This window comes from Psychrobacter sp. BF1 (assembly GCF_019279065.1).
Lineage (GTDB): Bacteria > Pseudomonadota > Gammaproteobacteria > Pseudomonadales > Moraxellaceae > Psychrobacter > Psychrobacter urativorans.
Map to the genome: position 1 here is coordinate 453,233 of NZ_JAGYWV010000001.1, position 21,604 is coordinate 474,836.

At 42.1% G+C, this 21,604-nt stretch carries 11 protein-coding genes; 6 read left to right on the forward strand and 5 right to left on the reverse strand.

Features of this window, described 5'->3' with window-relative positions; all coding sequences use genetic code 11:
- Positions 1 to 152: 152 nt before the first annotated feature.
- Positions 153 to 1,862, reverse strand: a complete 1,710-nt coding sequence (locus KZA12_RS01860) for a TolC family protein (RefSeq protein ID WP_218689004.1) — start codon at positions 1,860 to 1,862, stop codon at positions 153 to 155.
- A gap of 289 nt (positions 1,863 to 2,151) precedes the next feature.
- On the opposite strand from KZA12_RS01860, the gene glpK reads away from it, so the two are divergent.
- The 4 genes from glpK (at position 2,152) to KZA12_RS01880 (ending at position 7,244) form a co-directional block, all read left to right on the forward strand.
- On the forward strand, positions 2,152 to 3,750 hold the full coding sequence (gene glpK / locus KZA12_RS01865) for a glycerol kinase GlpK (RefSeq protein WP_218689005.1): 1,599 nt from the start codon (positions 2,152 to 2,154) through the stop codon (positions 3,748 to 3,750).
- A 499-nt stretch (positions 3,751 to 4,249) separates the two neighbouring features.
- Entirely contained in the window at positions 4,250 to 4,798 is a 549-nt protein-coding gene (locus KZA12_RS01870; RefSeq protein ID WP_373416568.1) for a hypothetical protein, read from the forward strand.
- Positions 4,799 to 5,318: 520 nt separating this feature from the next.
- Entirely contained in the window at positions 5,319 to 6,344 is a 1,026-nt protein-coding gene (locus KZA12_RS01875; RefSeq protein ID WP_201622250.1) for an endonuclease/exonuclease/phosphatase family protein, read from the forward strand.
- 207 nt (positions 6,345 to 6,551) lie between these two features.
- Positions 6,552 to 7,244, forward strand: a complete 693-nt coding sequence (locus KZA12_RS01880) for a TetR/AcrR family transcriptional regulator (protein ID WP_201622249.1) — start codon at positions 6,552 to 6,554, stop codon at positions 7,242 to 7,244.
- Positions 7,245 to 7,459: 215 nt separating this feature from the next.
- Here the strand turns inward: KZA12_RS01880 and KZA12_RS01885 are convergent, their stop codons facing one another.
- From KZA12_RS01885 to KZA12_RS01895, 3 genes are all read right to left on the reverse strand, one after another.
- Positions 7,460 to 8,296 (reverse strand): hypothetical protein, encoded by an 837-nt coding sequence (locus tag KZA12_RS01885; protein WP_256932774.1) that lies wholly within the window; start codon positions 8,294 to 8,296, stop codon positions 7,460 to 7,462.
- A 35-nt stretch (positions 8,297 to 8,331) separates the two neighbouring features.
- On the reverse strand, positions 8,332 to 13,428 hold the full coding sequence (locus tag KZA12_RS01890; protein ID WP_218689006.1) for an SdrD B-like domain-containing protein: 5,097 nt from the start codon (positions 13,426 to 13,428) through the stop codon (positions 8,332 to 8,334).
- A 440-nt stretch (positions 13,429 to 13,868) separates the two neighbouring features.
- The gene (locus tag KZA12_RS01895) at positions 13,869 to 14,333 is read right to left on the reverse strand and encodes a hypothetical protein (RefSeq protein ID WP_201622247.1); all 465 of its coding nucleotides are present in this window, start codon (positions 14,331 to 14,333) and stop codon (positions 13,869 to 13,871) included.
- A 1,248-nt stretch (positions 14,334 to 15,581) separates the two neighbouring features.
- Here KZA12_RS01895 and aceE point away from each other — a divergent pair.
- Together aceE and KZA12_RS01905 are read left to right on the forward strand one after the other, a co-directional pair.
- Positions 15,582 to 18,401, forward strand: a complete 2,820-nt coding sequence (aceE, locus tag KZA12_RS01900; RefSeq protein ID WP_201622246.1) for a pyruvate dehydrogenase (acetyl-transferring), homodimeric type — start codon at positions 15,582 to 15,584, stop codon at positions 18,399 to 18,401.
- Between the two features lie 36 nt (positions 18,402 to 18,437).
- Positions 18,438 to 20,192 (forward strand): 2-oxo acid dehydrogenase subunit E2, encoded by a 1,755-nt coding sequence (locus KZA12_RS01905; protein WP_218689007.1) that lies wholly within the window; start codon positions 18,438 to 18,440, stop codon positions 20,190 to 20,192.
- 187 nt (positions 20,193 to 20,379) lie between these two features.
- Here the strand turns inward: KZA12_RS01905 and KZA12_RS01910 are convergent, their stop codons facing one another.
- Positions 20,380 to 21,012: an OmpW family protein gene (locus KZA12_RS01910; RefSeq protein ID WP_201622232.1), complete on the reverse strand. Its 633-nt coding sequence runs from the start codon at positions 21,010 to 21,012 to the stop codon at positions 20,380 to 20,382.
- Positions 21,013 to 21,604: the final 592 nt, after the last annotated feature.

The following is a 21,604-nucleotide window of genomic DNA, read 5'->3' on the forward strand; positions in this document are numbered from 1 at the left end:
TAGTATTGGCAACGCGGTAAAGTTATCAGGGATGATGATAAAGTTTTTAGAGCACATTTTGTTAGCCTTCTAATAATCGATATAAGGGTCAAGGTTACAGAATTTTGGTAGGGCATTATAAGGTGCTGACTATAAGTTTGCTACAGGCCATATTATTGGCTATACAAAGCCGGTAGGCGAATATCAGCAGCATTCACATAAGCGTTAAATGCCAGAGGAGTACCGCAGCTTTGCATTAATGCGGCTAACCCTTGTACATAATCATTTGCTGCTTGTGCCTGCTCAGTACGGGCTTTAAGTGACTTGGTTTGGGCTTGTACCACATCGACAGTAGTATTAACCCCTTCTTGTAGACCCAAGCGCCGTAAACGCAACACTTCAGCCGCTAAATCAACATTGCTCTGTAGCGCTTGATAGCGTGATTGCGCATTATTAACATCGTGCCAGTTTTTTTCGACCAGTAATAACAAATTATCACCAACTTCGATCTCTGATAAGTCCGCTTGACGTATCTTCGCGTTACTAGAGGCTAAGGTTGCGTTTTTATCCAGCCCACCCCAAAGCTTCCAGCTGGCTGAGATCCCAGCAACCCAGCTTGGGTCTCTTTCTAATTGACCATAGCCATACAGCAGCACGGTCGGCTTATATCCAGTATCGGATAAGGCATGCAGTTGCTGAGCCTGCGCGCGTTTGGCCGCAACTTTTTGTAATCCTGGATGATTGGTTAGGGCTAACTCTTGAAAGTAGCTGACATCAGGCAGTGGTTTGCTAGACACGAATAGCGGAGTAGTCGGCTTAATGCGGTAATTGGTACGTAGTAAACGCTGTAAAGCGATCATCGCCAAACGGGCATCATTATTGGCATTGATAGCCTCGCTTTTAGCGTCAGCAAGTGCTGATTGTGCCTCTAAACGCTCCACACGTGATATAAAGCCTTCTTCAAACAAACGCTGAGCCATATGATCAGTCTGCTGCAAAGTACCGTAAGCATCTTCACGTAAATAGGCGGCAATGATAGCTAGCTGCGCCTTAAAGTAGCGCTCAATTAAAGTATTATAAAGCTGATTCTTATCTAAGATACTATCAGCAACCGCCTCTTGAGTGCGGGCATCTGATATTCCCACTAGCGCTTCTGTGCGCCCAGCGGTATAGACTGGCCAAGCTACGCCAACTCCTGCCCCTGTACGTGTTCCTGAGCGTTTAAATTCAAAGGAGTCTGGTAGACGATCGCCAACCAGTTCACCGAAGTTTGGCAGTTGGGGTAAATTGGGAATAGGGGGAATAATCTCACCAATATTTCCCCCTGCATTATTGACGCCATTAATGATGCCGCTCTTAATATCGGAGAGGTCTACATCTCCTTGTAGAGTATAAGCACTGGCTGAAACTTGCGCAAAAACAAAAGGTTTGTCAATAGTGCTGAGCGCATCCGTTTGATAGTTGCTGGCAGCAATGGCGGCCTCGTTAGCAGCAATTTTTGGGGAGACTTGCAGCAGAACTGCTTGGGCTTGCTCTAGACTTAAAAAGCTAGAAACTTCCAAGGGATAGCTGTTTTCAATATACTTATCAGTGATAGGGTCTCTTAAAGTCGCCAGCGTACTAGTCGGCGCAACGTCTGCCTTATTAAGAAGCCGTGTATTATTGGCAGCACTCGGTAGTCTGTCAGCATGGCTATCATAATCACTGTCAGTAATTTGAGTAGTTGCCACTGGCATTACCCCGTCTTGTAAGCCGTTATCATAGCTACTAGTACTGATACTAGGGAGCGCTCCGACAGAGCTACTAGCTGATGTTTGACTTGACGTTCCTGCTAGCACAATCAGCGCTATAGCAGCAGGGAGTGCAGATAAAGCAAGTTTCATAGTATGAGAAGCCGATAATTAAAAAGCGTAGGTGAATAACCAAGCGTACACTGTAGTGCGACAATCGTGACGGGTCAATGCTCATTAGTTTCTGTTTACGCATTGAATAAAAATATCGATTGTGTTAGCTCAATAATTGCAGCCTTAATAATAGCATTATTATTAACTAAGCCATAAAAATTTATTAGTAGCTTAGCTTTGGGTTTTGCTACAGTGGCAGGCGTAGCCAGTAATTGCTTTTAATGTACTCAGCGCTATTAATAATAGATAAAAAAACGAGGAGAAAATAATGGCAGGCTATATATTAGCATTGGATCAAGGGACTACTTCCAGCAGAGCTATCTTGTATGACGATCAAGCACGACCTATTAAAATAGTACAGAAGCCTACCAGCCTACAGACGCCAAAAGCCGGTTATGTCGAACAAGATGCTAGTCAAATTTGGCAGACTCAAATTAGCTGTGCTCATGATGTGATTAACCAAGCGGGACTGCTAGCAACTGATGTGACAAGTATTGCTATTACCAACCAGCGTGAGTCTATCGTTATTTGGGATAAAAAAACGGGTAATGCTTTGGCACCAGCGATTATTTGGCAAGATAGACGTAGCGCAGATTACTGCCAAAAATTGGCTGACCATAATGCTTATAAGGGCAACGCTAACTTAGCAAATCAAGTACAGCGTATTACTGGATTACGTTTAGATCCTTACTTTAGCGCCAGTAAGATTGCGTGGCTGTTGGAGCATAATCCGAAGATTAGGGCGCTAGTCAACAGCGATCGAATCGGGCAGGTTGCCGTAGGCACTATAGACAGCTGGTTGATTTATCAGCTAACAGGCGCTGAGCATGTTATAGATGTCACTAATGCTTCGCGCACTTTATTATATGACATTCATAAGCTAGCTTGGTCAGATGAGCTGTGCACTGTTTTTAATATTCCGCAGTCAATACTTCCTAAAGTATTACCTTCCGATGGCGACTTTGGTAAAACCAAAAAAGGATTGTTTGCCAAACAAATTCCTATTCAAGCGGTACTTGGGGATCAGCAGGCCGCCTTATTTGGTCAAGGCTGTCTAGAGGCTGGCATGGCAAAAAACACTTATGGTACAGGTTGTTTTATGCTAATGAATATTGGTAATACTGCCAAAATTAGCGAGCATCAACTGTTGACTACAGTCGCTTGGCAACGCAAAGCCAACGCAAGCAAAGCAGATAGCTCATCTATTGGTCAGATCATGCACTCAGGTAAGCGCTTGCTACAAGCTTCAAATTTTAAGCCGGAGCGTGAAGTCACTTATGCCTTAGAAGGCAGTGTGTTTATGGCAGGAGCAATTGTCCAGTGGTTGAGAGATAACTTAGGTATGATTGAACAAAGTTGCGATGTCGAAACTTTAGCCCAGCAAGTACACAGTAGTGAAGAGGTAGTATTGCTACCAGCCTTTACTGGTCTAGGAGCTCCCTATTGGCGCTCTGATATTAGTGCCAGTATCAGTGGGATGAATCGTGGCACTACTAAAGCCCATATTGCTCGCGCCGCACTCGAATCAATAGCTTATCAAACTTATGATGTACTGATAGCTATGCAAAAAGACAGTCCGCACCCCCTAACTGAGCTACGGGTCGATGGCGGTGCTGCTAATAATGATCTGCTGATGCAATTTCAAGCTGACTTACTAGGCGTGCCAGTACTGCGGCCACAGGATACCGAGATTACTGCAAAAGGAGCGGCTTTACTGGCAGGGCTAAAAACTGGCTTATATGATCAATCGACGATGTCGTCGTCTTGGAAAGTAGAGCGAATATTTGAGCCCAATATGGCTCAAGATAAGCGAGATACTCATCTAGAAAAATGGCAGCGAGCGCTCAGAAGAGCCATGATGGATTAAGATAATAAAGGGCTCTAAATAGCTCCTTTTACTTTAAATGCGAGCTAGTTATGCAATTTTGTCATAAGTACACAAGCTGTAACGCAAGATAATCGAGATGCTGACATAGGTTACATAATCAATCTAGCAGTCGATATTATAGTATCCCTATACTAAGGAAGGTAAGCTTAAGCTCTAATAAACCTAAGCTGTAATAAACCTAAGCTGTAATAAATCTAAGCTGTAATAAGTAGAGTTTCTAAAGAACATAAAGATGACTTATCTACATTTAATTAGTTCATTTCTAATTAGCCCGTTTTGATAGGGCCTCAATTTCGTGTAAATCAATAATAATGAATGAAGGGATACTATTATGAAAGACAATGACAATATCATAGATAATACTACTCATAGAGTTGACGCTAACGGCCGTGTCATCACTGAAACTGATCATGTACTCACTAGCGATAATATGGAAATAGCTGACAAGCAGCGTATTATCGATGACAATGCTCGTAGAATGGCAAACCCAGAAGTCGTTGATAGAAGAGTGGTCACTAACGACCCTAGCAACATTGATGGTAATGTAGTAAAGCATATGTCAAAAGAAACTAGAGAAGATTTGAATGCCGATATTATTACTGGTGAGCCAGGTTCACATCCAGTAGGGACTACTGTAGGTGGCGTAAGCGGTGCGATAGCAGGAGCTGCTATTGGTTCTATGGCAGGTCCGTTAGGAACCTTAATTGGTGGTGCTATTGGTGCGGTTGCTGGTGGTACTGCAGGTCATGCCTCAGCAGAAGCTATTGATCCGACCCATGAAGAAGCTTACTGGCGCGCTCAACATGCTAATGTCGATTATTATAAAGACGGTTATGAATTTGACCGTGATATGCATCCGGCCTATGCAGTAGGTTATGCTAACCGTGCTCGCTATCCTGTTGATGCAAATTTTGATGATCATGAAGCAGATTTAAGACGCTCATGGGAAGAAGTCAAAGGGGAGTCACGGATGGAATGGGACGATGCACGCATGGCTTCACGTGATGCTTGGAATCGGGCAAGATAGTTGAGTAGCAAAACTAATACTCATCGATAATTTATGTTATATATATTGGTAATAAGCGCTGAGTTAGACAACAATAAGCAAGTAAATATTGTAGAACCTTAATTTTTTGTAAATTACTGAGACTAAATGTAGCCAATTAAGTGCGTAGATAATATAAGAATATTAGTTATGCTATGTTAAAGCCTCTAGGGAGAACTCTAGGGGCTTTTTTTATAGCTGTTGAAAATTATCAGCTCAGTAACCCCTAATTGCTTAGCATAGCAAAAACTATAATATAAATTAGCTACCTAGCCCTCAGTCAAAGTTGGGCCTGTTGATTGTTTATTTAGATAGCTATTTAGCTATTGCTAGACGTGATTTTGCGAGTCACATTACTAGCTTACCGTTTACCGTTTACCGTTCACCGTTTACTTTTTAATGAGTTATGAGCAATTTTTTACTACCAGCAGTGCCTTCTTGAGAGGGTTCAACAAGCCCTAGAATAACTAATAATAAGACAACCAATAATAAGAGGTAATATATGACTCGTTATAATAATTCAGAGGGCAATAAACAGTTTTATATTGCTACTGCTAACTTGCTTAATCTTGCTAATCCTAAGCGTATCTTTTATGAAAATGCACCTGCTTATGACCAGCAGGCATACCAGCACAAGATAACCGGTATTACTGAGCTATTGTCTAAGGCTCATGCTGACATTATTGCGGTACAAGAGGTTTGGGATAGCAAAGCAATCGAGGAGATCGCCCTGAATTTAGGTTTTAGCCCTGAACAAGTAGTTATTCCGCTAGCTAGTAATGATAGTGCAAGTTTACACACTAAAGGTCATGGCGCTCAAGGCACTCCAGCGGTAGGAATTATCACTCGCTTCGATCAGCTAGAGAGTCAATTACTCGAAAACGTAGTCACTGAGGCCGTAATAGATATCCCTGATATCGGACCTTATACTCACTTTAAGCGCCCGCCATTGTTACTACGAGTCGATGCTTATGGCCAGCCTATTACTATCATTACCGCGCATCTTAAAAGCAAACGAGCATTCTTTTTGCGAGATGACAAGGGACAGTTGCTCGAAGATATGGATGATCCTAATATCAGAGTGCGTGCTAAGCTTCGCAGTTTATGCATGCGCGCAGCAGAAGCTGCATCGATTAGAATGACAATTATTGAGCGCCTACTGCATACTCGTGAGCCATTGATTTTGCTGGGTGATATGAATGATGTCACAGGGAGCGTAACTACTCAATTAATGGCCGAAACAGGAGAAGTGAACTATGATAAAAGTATGCGTGATGTCGCACTATTTGATGCAGCGCGTATTCAGTCTCGCTATGGTTGGATGAAAGACGTGGCTTATACCCACATTTATCAAGGAATACCAGAAGTTATCGATCAGCTATTCGTTTCAGAAGAGTTCTTACCCGATAGTAAATTCACTATTGGGAACATTGAGAGAGTAGATTATTTCAATGACCATCTCAAATGGGACTATCCAGATAGAGTCATTGATCACGGTATCGTACGAGCAAAAATAAGATTGGAATAGGCATCAAAGACATGATTAATCAGTACATTATCTGGTAACTTATTCATGCCCCTTGCTTGCCAATGTACAAGGGTTTATGATGCCCTGTATTGAGCGTGGCCGCAGTTATATTTTAATTATAAGCCACCGTTAACACGCAAATTGAGTGTTGATGTTGCTCAATAACGGCTTAATCATAAAAAAGAGTATTAAACTAAGAGGTTTGTAATGAGCGACTATAAAGACGACAAGATAGAAGATGTGTTAGTAGACTCGGAACTGGCAAAAAAGCTAGTGCCTAATAAATTCAAATTTACCAGTCAACAAGGTCGTATTCGCCGTCAGAAATTACTGATGGGTGCTAAAAAGCTAAGTGAAACTCACCCTATTAATGATATTACTTTAGCTGCAGTATGTGAAGAAGCGGGTATTCCGCGAGCTTCAGCTTATCACTTTTTTCCAAATATTGAAGCGATATTCCTAGCTTTACGTTTCTTGAATGCTATTGAAATTCTAGAAGTATTAGGCACAGTAGAAAATGTAAATTATGATAGATGGCAGGGGTATTTGACCGCGTTAATTGAACGTTGTGTACATATATTTCATGCTGATCAAACCAAAGCTAAGCTAATATACGATACTAATACACCAGATTTTGAAGGTGATAGTTTTGGTGAAGATATCGATCATCAAATCGTAAAGCTAATCTATGAAAGATTGTCTGAGGGCTATGAGATGCCTAAGTATGACGATATACAAGATATTTTGTTAGTAACTTATAGCATTATAAACGGTATATTTACTTTATCTTATCGTCGTCATGCCAGTATCACTGATAACTATTTACAAGAAGCGACTACCGCTTCTATTGCTTATTTACGCTGTTACTTACCAGAAAAGCTACCGCATAAAAACCGTTAAGCTGTGGTTATTAGCAATGGTTACGATAAAAATAAAAAAAGCCGACATGCTTATGTCGGCTTTTTTATGGCTGTTAGTTTAGTAAAGATAACTATTCAAGGATGCTATGAGTAGCCGTTATTCTAATAGCCGTAATGCCTGCTGCACGAGAGCTTTTTATCTTTACCAATAACTTAAGTCTCTACATTAGTTAAAGCCTTACTAGTGACTAATCTCTAAAGGGTATCAACGTCTGGAATAGGGGCTAAAAAGGATTGACCATGACAGCTATCATCACTAGGATCCAAAGAGGCATACTGCTTATAGTAGCGGTTAATTAGCTGCTCAAGAGCAACATTTACCTTTGAATCATGCACATTGATATAGGATTCACGAGCCTGTTCAAGCCAGCGATCAGCCATTGTAAAACGCGAGCCTAACTGACTCGAACCATGCGCACAGTGATCGGCTGCCGCCCATATCAGGCCAACTTCACTAAATGCTAACTCTTTGGGTGCATAATTTATACCGCCACTATCTTTTAAGGCCGTTAGTATAGCCCAAAGGTCAGGGCGCATTAATGCTGAGCTTGTAGGTATATCTGGGTTTAGCGCCAGATTTTGCTCAGTAGAAGTTAGCAGCGCTTGCAAAATAGTATCAGCGGCGTGTAGCGCTTGTGTTTCGGCAATAGAACGGCTATCTATAGTATCTTGGTAGCTAGCATAGTCGAGCCAAGCTCGCGCTTTATAAATTAGATACTGTTGACGGGCTGCTTGCTCTACTGTACGGCTATGTAAGGCTTGCTCAGCTTGATAGCGCTTGAGTTGTAACCGCTTACAGTCGATAACAAGGCGATTTGCGCTTAAAGATTTCAGCGACTCTGCTGGTAATGCTTGTGTTTGGCTAGCACAAAGAGCCGCTACTTCCTCAAAGCGGCCGCTGACAGCTGAGTCTGAGGTTGCAGCTTGCGCAGACGATGCAAAGGCGACTAATAGCAGCGCTGATAAGGTATTAGTAGCGAATGATAAATGAGGGTGATAAACCTTAGTTAGCAAAGTTATAGGAGCAAACATAAAGTGGGCCTTACAGAACAATGATCAGTCCAGTATTATAGACTAGGCTCATCGGCTAAGCGATTATTTTTACCCACGACATTACGTTTAAACAATCCTTCATCAAATTTGAAGCGCAACCTAAAGTAAGCCCCTTGCTGAGTACTATCATTATAGGCGATATCTTCATCTTCAAAGCCCATCAAGTTATAGCCAAGCGATAACCATAGATTAGTCATAGGGCTATAGCCAACCTCAGCTCCTAGCATATAAGCCCGATCATCGGCTTTTGCATTCCAATAACTACCTGCTTGTACGCCCAGATCCCAACGTTCGCTAAGATCATAAAGACCGCGAGTATAGACAGCATGAGCAGTGTTGTCGCTAGTGATACCGCTAGCCTGATATGCATTATGTTTACCGGCATAGCGCCCAGACAAAGTTAAAGGCTGTGTTGGATGGTAGTTACCGCTCCAAGACCAAACTATAGCGTCTTTTTGATAAGCATTAGTACCGGTTTGGTTATCATCTAAACGATACTCAAGTTTAGCCAGCATATCAAGCTTATTACTATGATAATCACGGTACGCAGCACCCAGTTGAAAGCGATTAACAGTACGCAGTCCTTGAGTATGATCAGCGCGTGAGTAGATGTCTTTAACTAATAAAGTAATATCATCAGTATAGCGGTAAGCTATACCAGCACTGCCTAGTAAGGTGTCGCTAGCATTACCCCAGCGCTTCTCTAATCGACCTGACGCTTTATAGTTTTCTTTAGCAACATACTCAGCGCCGACCCCGACTGCCGTAGCGCTATTATTAGCATCGCCTTCAATAGATACAATACGCTCAAATAAGGTATTTAAGGTTAAACCCGGTTGTAGATACCATTGGTTTTTTAGACCAATAGCTGCTTCTGCCTCACGGGCGCTGATGGCATCACGCATCCGGTACTCACTATAGACTTTTGCGTTTTTGGTATAATTAGCATCAACCCCGACTACAGTACGTTGACGCTCATCACTATCATCAAGCCCATAACTACCAGATAAACTGCTGATTAGGTCATGACGCGCGTATAAGCGACCTAACTTGCCGATAGGGGTCTCGCCACCGATAGAAGTAGCATTATGCCCGCTATTATCAATGTCTTGCTCATATTCTGCAAATACTAAAGCTTGGTTAAACTTAGGCAGTCGCGCTGTTAGACGAGCACGAGCAGTCGTACCTTCGATACCTTCGACATCTTCATCCACCGCACTCAAACGGTTTAGCGCTGATTGATTGATAATACGATCATTGAATAGCCTATTAGTAGTAACGTTAATGGCCTCAGTGGCCTGTTGCAAATGACGTGAGGCGGCAGTAGCGTCTTGCTGGTAATAACGAAAGCCGACTTCAGCAACGATGTTTTTGCTAAGCTGCTGTTCAATACTAGCTAAAACATCTTGGCGACGGGCTTGAGTAGTATGATCTTTGATAAGTACAGCCTCTAATTTTAACGCTGTTTTTTTGTCATTGAGTAGACGAGTCATCTCTACTCCTGATTCAGTACGCCCAGCGCTAAGTGGTGAGGCCGCAGTGACAAAACCTTTATCAGCATCATTGTAATAAGCTTTGGCGCGAGTGTTCTTCTTATCATCATAGGCAAGCTCAATGCGTAAGGCATTGCCTTTAGTATTACTATTGTTTAATGACTTTGTGCTGATTTGCTTGCTTGGTTGATGGCTTATTTTATCGTTTGGTTGATAATTAGGATTATTGAAATTATCAGCAGTTATTTCTGCATTATTATCAATATATGCAGCTTTACTCATCGCATATTCAGCGACTAATTTGAACTTATCGCTGAAGTTAATGATACTGTTAATACTCGCCAGCGCTTCCTTATTAACAGGGTTATCACTGTTGACATAGCTACCACCGATAGCGATTTTACTGGTTAGCTGCTGCTTAGCAGCGACACCGCCAACCCAATATTTCTCGCCCCCTTCATCCACTTCTACGCTGACCCGTAAGTAGATAGGATTACCTTGTAGGTCTTGGCTAGCAATCGGAGATTTGAGATATAAGCTACGACTAATAGGATCAATCTCATAATCTGCAAAGCGAGTTAAAGTTTTACGTAGGATGATGCGACTAGGATTATTGGCGGCGCGAGTGAGCACTGCAATAGTTTCAGAGTTTTCTAAAACTTGCTCAAAGTTATTAGCAAGAGGGTAGGGACCTGAGATACCTAAGCCGCGAATCTCTTTAACACGCTGTGATGATCTAGTCTCAGCAGCAAAAGCTATAACTTGAGTATTAGCATCTTCATACTGAGCTTTGGCACCCGTTAAAGTGCGGTGGTATTGACCAAGCTTAATACCCTCATCACTGTTTATTTGGGTTTTTAGATCGCCATACATAGCAAATGAGCGACCTTTGTCAACGCGCACGTAGAGCTTACTAGTAGATTGAGCATCAAAGCCTTTGGCTGATGAGTCACCATAGACTGGATAATATTCGCCCGGTTGAATATCACGGAATAAACGCTCGCCTTTATTGTCACTGTCATAAGCCAAGGTCAATAGATAGTCACCGCGCACTTTACCTTTGAGGAACAGCGCTGCACGACCGGTCGTCGAATAGTCATCATGAGCAGCCAACTCATGCAGTTGTTTTTCAAACGCGCCTTGAGCGTCAGTGACTTGACTACCGTCAAAGTCTTTTAACGATAGCGCTCCTTCAACGATACCTACTGCTATTAGTGGACGCAGCTTAGCAATGAACTGTAATGGAACTACTAGTTTGCTAGTCCCTGTATCGATAACTAGCTGGCCTTTGCCTGGTACCTTTGGGGCCACAACTGGTATCAGTAGCTCAGCACCAGAGACAATAAACTGGATTCCCGCTTTATCTTTATTACTATCTTTTAGATTAATGTAACCAATATTAGTATCAATAGTAATAAGTGTAGGGGCCAAATAAGGACGACCATCAACCTCTTTTAGACTAATAACAAGCTGGTATTCGCTGATACCATCCGCTTGTACTAACTGCTCTTGGATACGATAGTCGATGGTTTGTAAGCTATCGGGTGTAGTCACTGTAATAGTTTTTTCAGAGATGGTTTTACCGTTAACGTCAGTGGCAACCCCGCGTAGAGTATTAAGGCCATGTTTTAAATCTACTGCATAAAAATCAAAAGCGCTAACGTTTTGCCTTTCTTGCTCAGCCGTTTTACTAATTTGATCGTTTGATACTGCTGCACCATTTGCATAGAGGGTGAATAATGACCCTAAAGGTGCTTGCACTTGGATGGTCTGCTTATAAGTGCTTAACTGCTGATTTTGGCTTAAATTAATAAAAGCAACGTCATTATTATCTACTTGGTTTAGATGCTCTTCTAGCAATTTTGTTGGTGGTTGCACGACTTTATTGACCGTCAGATTGATACGATCAGCGATAGGGTTGGCCATATTATTAACTATCGCTGAGTCACACTTGATACCTCGATCTAGGCTATCGTTTGATTTACAGCCACTAGCATCAATGTGGTCTCTATAATTACGATTATAAATGGGATGTAGATCCAATTTGCTTTTGACTGCTTGCTCGAGTGCATCGTTGCTAGCACCAATGGTTTTTTTGCGAGTTAGTAACTCAGCGTTGAGGCGCTCAGTACTAGTCCTGTTATCAGCAACGATAGCGAAGTCAGCTCGATGCAATTCACCATATTTTAGATCAACAAAGCGGCTGCCAGCATCGCCAGCATTGCGGTTACTCTGTGACACTAGCTCAGTAGTAATAGGGATAGTAGTGCGGTCTACTTTTAGGACATGGGTCTTAGCGCTAACCCCATAGAAATTATATTTACCTTGTGGATCGGTCACTACAAAGTTACCGTTTTCCATATAGATACGTACCCCAGCTACACCGAGCTCGCCAGCGTCTTTTTGTTGGATGCCATCGCGGTTGATATCGTAGTAGACCTTACCGATGATAATAGCGTCAGTATTAGTCACCCCACGCTCAATTTCAATCTTCCACTGGGCTTCTCTTGAAGTGAGTAACTTACTCGTACTCAGCAGACTGTCACGGCCAACAGCGACAGCACGGTTTATACCATCACCGCTTAATGAGGTAGACCCTATTAGCACTCTATAGGTAAAGGTTTTGCTCTCATTGACAGCAAGATCACCTAAACCTAAAACCTGATATTTGCCTTCGCTCTTAAACTCAGTAGTTCGGGCTTGCTTGATATCTACTCGGTTTTTTTTACTGCTCATACGGACACTATTTTCGACATAGTCAAAGCCCCGTGGCAGAGTATCTTTTAGCTGTACATCATAAGCGGTGGTTTTGCCGCTGTTTGTTACTTGAATAGTGTAATTAACATAATCGCCAAACGATGCTGTTCTGACATCGCCTTTTTTAATGACTTGTAGGTTAGGGTTATTATCAATAATGTTAATCTGGCTACTAATATGATCAATACGGATCGGAAAGTCAGTTTCGACATTAGGTAGATCATTAGGGTCAGTGCCGACCTCAGGTGAGATACAAGCGTCCAAAGTAGCGGTTAGCTTATCACCTTGTAAGGTTTGAATAATGTGATCAGTCAAGATAGCATTAGCGTTATTTTCAGTAGCTACTAACCGCTGATACTTGCCAGAGTTTTCACCAGTCTCCAGTGCTTTTAGCGAGTATTTGTCACCAGTTAACGAGGAGGTGATAGTTATCCACGTTTGATCTTGCTTGTTGAGCTGTACATTACATTGTGCATAGCTGGCTTGGATATAAATATCATTGCTAATTTGCGAGGTTTCTTTACTGTCCTCAAATTCAGCGGTAGTGAATTTGATATCAGGAGCTGCTATCTGTGGACTGGTTAACGTCACCCCATATTCGGCTACAGCAGCTTTGATTTGATCGGTATTAGAGGTGGAGCTTAAAGTAGGGTCAGTTTGGCTATCGATGTTGTAACTAGTGTTATCGCTAGCATTGGCAATATTATGGATAATCTGTAAATCAGAATTTAGGGCAAGGTTTGGTACTCCAACTGCCATTGCCATATTTGATTGCATAAGCAACATTGCTAATGACCGCGCAGAAATCTTCCTTATACGCAATGCGATACGCTTAGAAGGGGTCATTATGGGTTGAGTCATTTGGCGCTTATCCACCAAAACAAGAATGGCTGATTGATATGTTTCCGATAATTCATTGGCATTTGAGTCGTTACCAGAGGTTACATCTGCATTGTTTTAGGGTAAGGGGGCTTGCACTTGCTGTGATACTGCAATAACCAATTCGCTAGACTTTACTGGTGGTGAGTAGTATTACCCACTTTATAATCGGCACCAGTTATGTTGTTTATTTTTACCTCTATTATGATCGAGTTGCTGCTAGCAAGCGCCATAGCGCTAGTCATCCTAGTACTGCTGCGATGCTAACAGACAAAAGGCTTGGGTTAAATAGGTTTATTCTTCTATAGAGGTGTAATATTAGGAGTCTAAGATTAGATGAGTGGCTATAGTCAGAAACTAGAAGGTAATAGAATGGGTAAGGGGTTAAGGTATATGGCTGTCAGCTCTTAAACGGCCGTTAGTTATTCAATAATAGTATTCAAAGCCACGGCAGCAGATTTTTGTGCTGGTAATAATTTGATATCCCAACGTAATGTACGATATTCAGAATAAGGAATCTTCATCAGCTTGCTATCCACTTTGCGCAGCAAGGGCATATCAGCATAGTTTTTGCCATCGATACTGGCTTGGGCGCTGGCAGGTGAAGCTTCTCCAGTAAAAGTCATGTTAGCAGGAATAGGTAGTACTACTGTTAAATCCTTGATATCTTTATTAATAATATTGGAGTAAGTGGCTTTATATTGAATAACAGAGCCTTTAGGCGCAGTACTTACAGGCGTGTAAATAACTTTACCGGCATCATTAATTGTTACTTGGTTGGCTGTCAGCTGCATTCTCAAGGCCTGATCAGCATGAGCTGCGCTGAGTAAAAATGCGCAGCCTAAACTGGCGACTAAAGTGTTCTGCAAAGACTTTACGTATGTCATCCGATATTTCCTATGAGATCATTCTATTGAAATAATACTAACTTTATAGTAGCTGCTAGTGAGTTTAAAACTGAAAAACAGATTAGTTTTGAACTCACTGTTAGGGTGTTTTGAACCTTTATAACTAAGCACTGCTGATAGCCAAAATTATTTTAGTTATCGTCACAATCGACAGTAAGACATAGGCATTGGCTAGATACTTTTAAGTTTCGATCGCCTAAAAAATAGTCTCTGTCAGTGCTGTGGTTAAAGGTTGAATGCGCCCTAGGCATAAATGATGGCATTGGCAGGAATTTATTGATTCTTAAAGATCATTTTTACAAAAGATAAACATAAAGTCACTATAAAATAGACAAGCGGTAGCTAGAATTGTTTTGAAGGTAAAAGGGTGGGCGATAGGTAAAAATTTAGTTCAGGCTCTGAGGTATAAAAAACGGTAGACAATAGAGTAATGATCAGTGTCGGTGCCTGATAATATTAAGCTCTAGTATTATCAATTAGTTAAGTTATACCGGTAGTCCATAGATAGCTTGTCAGAGCAATAAGTCTGCCATGTAGACTCAGAGCATTAGTCTGTAAGATATTGGCTCCAATGAAATGTCGCTTAGCAAGGAGGGTTAGTACTTAGCAGGCAAGGGCTTGCTAAATGGCCTTAGACTAAGCCGAAATAGACCTACTATTCATCTGATAAATACTTATCATAATGGTATTTATTCGCAACTATAACTAATGGCGTAAGGATAGTTTATAATAGTGAGCTGCGATATTTTATAGTTTTAGATTTCACTATATAAAGTTAGAGTTTGCCCACGATATGTTATAGTCAACTAACCAAATAAATACTTTGTTAACTGGTGATAACAGTTGGCATTTTTGTTGATTCGCCGACAAGCTTCTACTTTACCGGATCATCAGTTCTCACCAATGATATTAGCTTAGCTCTAAACCCTTTAGATATAGCCCGCTTATATTGCAGATAACAGTATTTAGTTTTATAGTTAGCCTTTATAGTTATGTTAATACAGCTGCTTTTTTATCGCTGTCTCAGCATGGCTACTTATGTCACCTCTAGTTAGACCTATCACTTTTGACAACAAGCACGCTCATATGGCGTGATTTGTTATTTCGTTGGACAATGGGTTGCTTAAATGTAGCAAGGACGTCGCTAAGCCAACTATTGTCTCATCATACTATTCAATAACACCCTGTTATGATGCAGGGAAGATTGATTTAAAAGGATATTTACCGATGAATTATTATAAGGATGCTGACAGCACCGAAACTCAAGAATGGCTGGATGCTTTTGAGTCCGTGATCAAACATGCTGACAAAGATCGTGCTCAATTCTTACTAAAAGCGTTATACAACATGGCGGTGCAAGAAGATCTACCGTTTAACCGTTTGGACACCGCTTACATCAATACTATCGCTGTTGAAGATGAGCCGATGTATCCAGGCGACTTGTCTATCGAGCGTAAAATTCGCGCTTTGATTCGCTACAATGCTCTAGCTATGGTAATGCGTGCCAATAAAAATGATGACGATTTAGGGGGGCACTTAGCGACATTCGCCTCTAGTGCTACTTTGTATGAGACCGGCTTTAACCACTTTTTCCGTGCAGCCAGTGACCACTTTGGCGGCGATATGATCTATTACCAAGGTCATTCAGCACCTGGTATCTATGCCCGTTCTTATTTAGAAGGTCGTTTAACTGAAGAGCAACTGGATAACTTCCGCCGTGAAGTAGGTGGTAAAGGCTTATCTAGCTATCCGCATCCGTACTTGATGCCTGATTACTGGCAGTTCCCGACTGTATCTATGGGTCTAGGCCCGATCATGTCGATCTATCATGCTCATGTACATCGCTATATGGAAAACCGCGGTTTACTCGAAAAAGAAGGTCGTAAAATCTGGACTTTCTTAGGTGATGGCGAAACTGATGAGCCAGAAAGCTTAGGTGCCATCTCGCTGGCCGGTCGTGAAAAGCTGGATAACCTTATTTGGGTAGTTAACTGTAACTTGCAGCGTCTCGATGGTCCAGTACGTGGTAATGGCAAGATCATCCAAGAGCTAGAGTCGGTATTCCGTGGCGCAGGCTGGCGAGTGATTAAAGTTGTTTGGGGCGGTAAGTGGGATAGCTTACTGGCCAATGATCATACTGGTGTATTGAAACATCGTATGGAAGAAGCGGTCGATGGTGAGTATCAGCTGTATGAAGCCCGTACCCCTGAGTTCACTCGCAAAGAGTTCTTTGGTAAATATCCTGAGTTAGAAGAGATGGCTGATGCGCTATCTGATGATGATATCTCACGCTTAAATCGTGGTGGTCATGATCCGATGAAAGTCTATGCCGCTTTTAGTGAAGCTATGAAAACCAAAGGTCAGCCAACGGTTATTTTAGTTAAAACAGTTAAAGGCTATGGTTTATCTACTCAAACTCAAGCAGTTAACAAATCTCATCAAGTTAAGAAGCTTGATCAAGAAGCCTTAATGTATTTCCGTGATCGCTTCGATTTGCCGTTTACTGATGAGCAGTTAGAGACCCTACCGTTTTATCGTCCTGCTGAAGACTCAGCAGAGATGAAATATCTAAAAGGTCGCCGAGAAGCCTTAGGTGGTCATCTACCTAATCGCCGTAGTGGACATATTCCATTGAATATTCCAGATTTGTCTATCTTTGATCGGGTATTGCAAGGTAGTAAAGGCAAAGAGCAGTCGACTACTATGGTCTTCGTACGTCTGCTATCTGCAATGCTAAAAAATAAAGATATCCAAGATCGCGTAGTGCCTATCGTCCCTGATGAAGCGCGCACCTTTGGTCTAGAAGGTATGTTCCGTCAATTGGGCATTTACTCTGCTGTTGGTCAAAAATATACCCCAGAAGATAGTGAAGCTTTGATGGGTTATAAAGAAGCCATCGACGGTCACATGTTAGAAGAAGGCATCAATGAAGCGGGTGCGATGAGTACTTGGATTGCTTTAGCAACCAGCTATTCTGTGAACGCTCTACCTATGATCCCTATGTATATCTACTACTCAATGTTCGGTTTTCAGCGTGTTGGGGATCTTGCTTGGGCGGCAGGCGACTGTCAAGCACAAGGCTTCTTGTTAGGCGCGACCGCTGGTCGTACTACCTTGAACGGTGAAGGCTTACAGCATCAAGATGGTCATTCACAAATCTTGTTCAACGTTGTGCCTAACTGTGTAACTTATGATCCTTGCTTTGGTTATGAGCTAGCAGTAGTAATGCATGATGGCCTGCGCCGGATGTATGGTGAAGGCGAGCGTGTTTATTATTACTTAACCTTAATGAATGAAAACTACGATCAGCCTGCTATGCCAGAGGGTGCTGAAGAAGGTATCAAGCGTGGTATGTACCTATTAGAAGATAATGGCTCAACACAAGTGCAGCTATTAGGTTCTGGGGTTATCTTACGTGAAGTACAAAAAGCGGCGCAGATATTAAAAGATGAGTTCAATATCACCGCCAACGTTTGGAGTGTGACCAGCTTTAACGAGCTGACTCGTGATGGTATGGCTTGTGATGATTACAACCGTCTGCACCCTATGGAAGAAGAAAAAGTTTCGTGGATCACTGAGCAGTTAGCTCCACATGAAGGTATCGTGGTAGCAGCAACTGATTATATGCGCAACTATTCAGAACAAATCCGTGCATGGTTACCTGATAGTCGTCCTTATACGACTTTGGGTACTGACGGCTATGGTCGCTCTGATACTCGTGAGAACCTACGTAGATTTTTCAACGTTGATGCGGCGCATATTGTTGTCGCCACGCTTAAACGTTTGGCCGACGAAGGTGAAGTGGAAATGCGCTTAGTAAAAGATGCCATTTCAAGCTTGGGTATTGATGTAGATCAGCCACCTGCTTGGCAGCAACAGCCTTATTATGACCATTCTCCAGATGCACCAGCACCAGCAGCTGATAATGTGAATCCGACTCCTGTACCTGAGTTTGTCAGTGAAGACGATGACGAAATCTCTAGTGAAGGCCGTGCTGAAGATCAAGCCGATGCCGAGCTATTAAACGATGATGACGTCAAAGAATAAAACCTATAAGACGAACATAAGACAAGGAGAAATAGGATGGAAATTAAAGCCCCCGATTTGGGTGTCGATAGTGCCGAAGTCAGTGAGATTATGGTGCAAGTCGGTGATGTTATTGCAAAGGACGATAATATCGTCTTATTAGAGTCTGATAAAGCATCGGTCGAAGTACCAAGCTCAGCTGCTGGAAAAATCACTAAGATCAATGTTGCTATTGGCGATCAAGTTACTGAAGGCACTGTACTTATTGAGCTTGATGGCGAAGCTGACAATGCTGACAATGCTGACCAACAGGTAAGTACTGAAGAAGCTGAACAAGTGCCTGAAGAAGCGGCAACCAATAAAGCTGATACTGATACCTCTGCTGCTAACGAAAAAACGGATGATGCTAGTGCGGCTACTAAGCCTAGCACTTCAGAGTCCGCAGCTGAAGAAGCGACGGCGACTACTTATGCGCTACCAGATTTAGGTGTTGATGAGGCAGAAGTGTCTGAGATTATGGTCAGCGAAGGTGATATGGTCACTGCTGATCAGTCAATCTTGTTGATTGAATCTGATAAAGCCTCAGTTGAAGTACCTGCGCCAGTAGCCGGTAGAGTTGAGAAGATATTGGTAAAAGCTGGTGACATGGTAGCTAACGGTCAAGACTTTATCGTTATCGTTAGTAGCGCAGCTGGCGCTAGTAATGAGCAAGCTGAAGCCCCCAAGGCTAAAGAAGCTACAACTTCTAAACAGGCTGCCACGCCGGTAGCGCAAACCACAGGGGAACCAAAGCAGGCCGCTGTTAAACCTGCTCCTGTGGTCAATAGCGCGCCTAACAATACCACGGCTAGTAAATTAACAGAAGCTCAAGTAAATGTTAAGTCAGCCGCAGTATATGCAGGTCCTGCGGTACGTAAGCTTGCTCGTCAATTAGGGGTAGATGTCACTCAAGTTAGTGGCAGTGCGCTCAATGACCGTATCTTAAAAGAAGACTTATTTGCCTATGTCAAAAATAGTCTGACTGCTAAGCCAGCCGCTGCAAGCGCTGTTACTGGTAGCGCATCGCGGGCAAGCTTGCCTACACTGCCAGATATGAGCAATGCTGAGATTTGGGGCGAGACTGAAACTCAAGACCTTACCCGTCTTCAGAAAGTTTCGATACCGCAGCTTAATTACAATACCTATCTGCCACAAGTTACCCAGTTTGATCTCTCAGATATCACCGAGACGGAAAAACTACGTGGTGAGCTTAAAGGTGGTATGAAAGCGCAAGGTATTGGCCTGACTATTTTGGCCTTTATTGTCAAAGCAACGGCTTATGCTTTAACTCAGCATCCACGCTTTAACAGTCATTTAAGTGATGACAATACCCAAGTTATTTTGCGTAAGAGCGTGCATATGGGTATTGCGGTAGCTACAGATGATGGTCTAATCGTACCGGTTATTAAGAATGCTCAAGACAAAGGTATCAAGCAGATCGCTATTGAGATTGGTGAGCTGGCTGTAAAAGCTCGCGATAAGAAACTAAGTACTAAAGATCTACAAGGTGCTAGTTTCACTATCTCAAGCCAAGGTATCTTAGGGGGTACGGCTTTTACTCCTTTAGTGAATTGGCCGCAAGTAGCTATCTTAGGCGCATCAGAGGCGACTATGCAGCCGCATTGGAACGCTAGTAAGCAAGCCTTTGAGCCACGTTTAATGTTGCCGCTCTCTTTATCATATGATCATCGTGTCATTAATGGTGCTGATGCTGCAGTATTTACTCGTTATGTGGCGAGTCTGCTGGCTGATCCACGTCGTATCTTGCTATAGAGCGGCTAGCTTTGTTTAACTAAACAAAATATTTTATTAAGAGACTATCTACGGATGGTCTTTTTTTTGGTGTTTGTTTTATCCGTTTAGCGTTAACGGTCCTTGATAGTAGACACAAAGAAGCCAGCTATTATGCTGGCTTCTTTTACTGCGATTGTTAGTAATTAGATCACTATATTAGACCGTATTAGAACTGTTTTACAAAAGCAACGCCATAGACCCAAGGGCTGATATCAATTTGGCCAATATCATTACCATTTAAAGTAGCATCAGTTTTTATGTCCATATAACGGGCATCGATACGGAAAGCTTCAGTAGCAGCAAACGGGATATCAACACCGATATGACCAGCTACACCGACGCTATCGTCAAGATCTAAGTCACCACCAGTAGAAACTCTTTCTTTAAAGAAAGTAGTGTAGTTAACCCCAACACCAACAAATGGTTTTAGGTTCATAGGCATATTATAGCCATCGAAATGATATTGTAGTGACAAAGTAGGTGGTAAGTGTTGAGTTTTACCAGTCAGTTGATTACCCAGATTATCGGTTAAGGTAAAGTCATGATGAAAAGGAATCGCTGCTAATAGTTCGATACCAACGTTATTAGCGATAAAGTACTCACCACTAATCGTTGGACGTACATCACCGTCAACATCAACCGCGTAATCAGTGCCACCGGCATTGACAGTGCCGTTATCACTTTTAGGGTCAACATAGTGGGCACCAGCCGCCACTGACCAAGTACCAGCAGGTACAGCAAAGGCAGTAGTCATAGTAAGTGCAGTAGCAGCGGCTAAAACTAGGGATTGTAGTTTCATCGGATTAAATCCTTAACAAGATAAATGATTTTCAGTAATTATGGATGAGGGATGACATCGGTTACTGAGAGATAGAGTTACTATAAAACACAACTAGTAGCTCATACTTACTATTATACATTAAATCCCTACAAATAGTAATGATTTAAAAACAAGCCATAAATAAAGCTATGAACAACAAACAAGCCCTAAACAATTCTTTAAAGATTATTTTTACAGGTAGCTGCTTATATAATCTAAAACCATAATTTTTCTAACTTCATAAATACTGTAAAATACTTTAGCTAAATCAATGTTTCTAAATTCGTAACCGCTCTTGACTGCATAACGGTTTAGAAAACCAATAAACAAAGGGTAAGTAATATGACTGGATACTGCAGTAACTCCCCTTTACGCTGCAATAACGCCCGCTTGATGCTAATAATGTCTGAGGACGACAATTGTTGTGCTGATTGTGGCTTGTCTTTAATACCTACTAATAATTTGAGCAGCAGCTCCTATAAAGAACAGCAATTTATAGGTATGGGGCTGGTCATCATTGCAGTGCTGTTATTGGTATTGACCTATATTTACTACGCAAATTTTGTATAAT

What these genes read in the sequence shown, in the direction of transcription:
- KZA12_RS01905 (WP_218689007.1), top strand. Translation starts at nt 18,438, where the DNA reads ATGGAAATTAAAGCCCCCGATTTGGGTGTCGATAGTGCCGAAGTCAGT.
- aceE (WP_201622246.1), top strand. Translation starts at nt 15,582, where the DNA reads ATGAATTATTATAAGGATGCTGACAGCACCGAAACTCAAGAATGGCTG.
- KZA12_RS01875 (WP_201622250.1), top strand. Translation starts at nt 5,319, where the DNA reads ATGACTCGTTATAATAATTCAGAGGGCAATAAACAGTTTTATATTGCT.
- KZA12_RS01890 (WP_218689006.1), bottom strand. Translation starts at nt 13,428, where the DNA reads ATGACTCAACCCATAATGACCCCTTCTAAGCGTATCGCATTGCGTATA.
- KZA12_RS01895 (WP_201622247.1), bottom strand. Translation starts at nt 14,333, where the DNA reads ATGACATACGTAAAGTCTTTGCAGAACACTTTAGTCGCCAGTTTAGGC.
- KZA12_RS01880 (WP_201622249.1), top strand. Translation starts at nt 6,552, where the DNA reads ATGAGCGACTATAAAGACGACAAGATAGAAGATGTGTTAGTAGACTCG.
- KZA12_RS01860 (WP_218689004.1), bottom strand. Translation starts at nt 1,862, where the DNA reads ATGAAACTTGCTTTATCTGCACTCCCTGCTGCTATAGCGCTGATTGTG.
- glpK (WP_218689005.1), top strand. Translation starts at nt 2,152, where the DNA reads ATGGCAGGCTATATATTAGCATTGGATCAAGGGACTACTTCCAGCAGA.
- KZA12_RS01910 (WP_201622232.1), bottom strand. Translation starts at nt 21,012, where the DNA reads ATGAAACTACAATCCCTAGTTTTAGCCGCTGCTACTGCACTTACTATG.
- KZA12_RS01885 (WP_256932774.1), bottom strand. Translation starts at nt 8,296, where the DNA reads ATGTTTGCTCCTATAACTTTGCTAACTAAGGTTTATCACCCTCATTTA.
- KZA12_RS01870 (WP_373416568.1), top strand. Translation starts at nt 4,250, where the DNA reads ATGGCAAACCCAGAAGTCGTTGATAGAAGAGTGGTCACTAACGACCCT.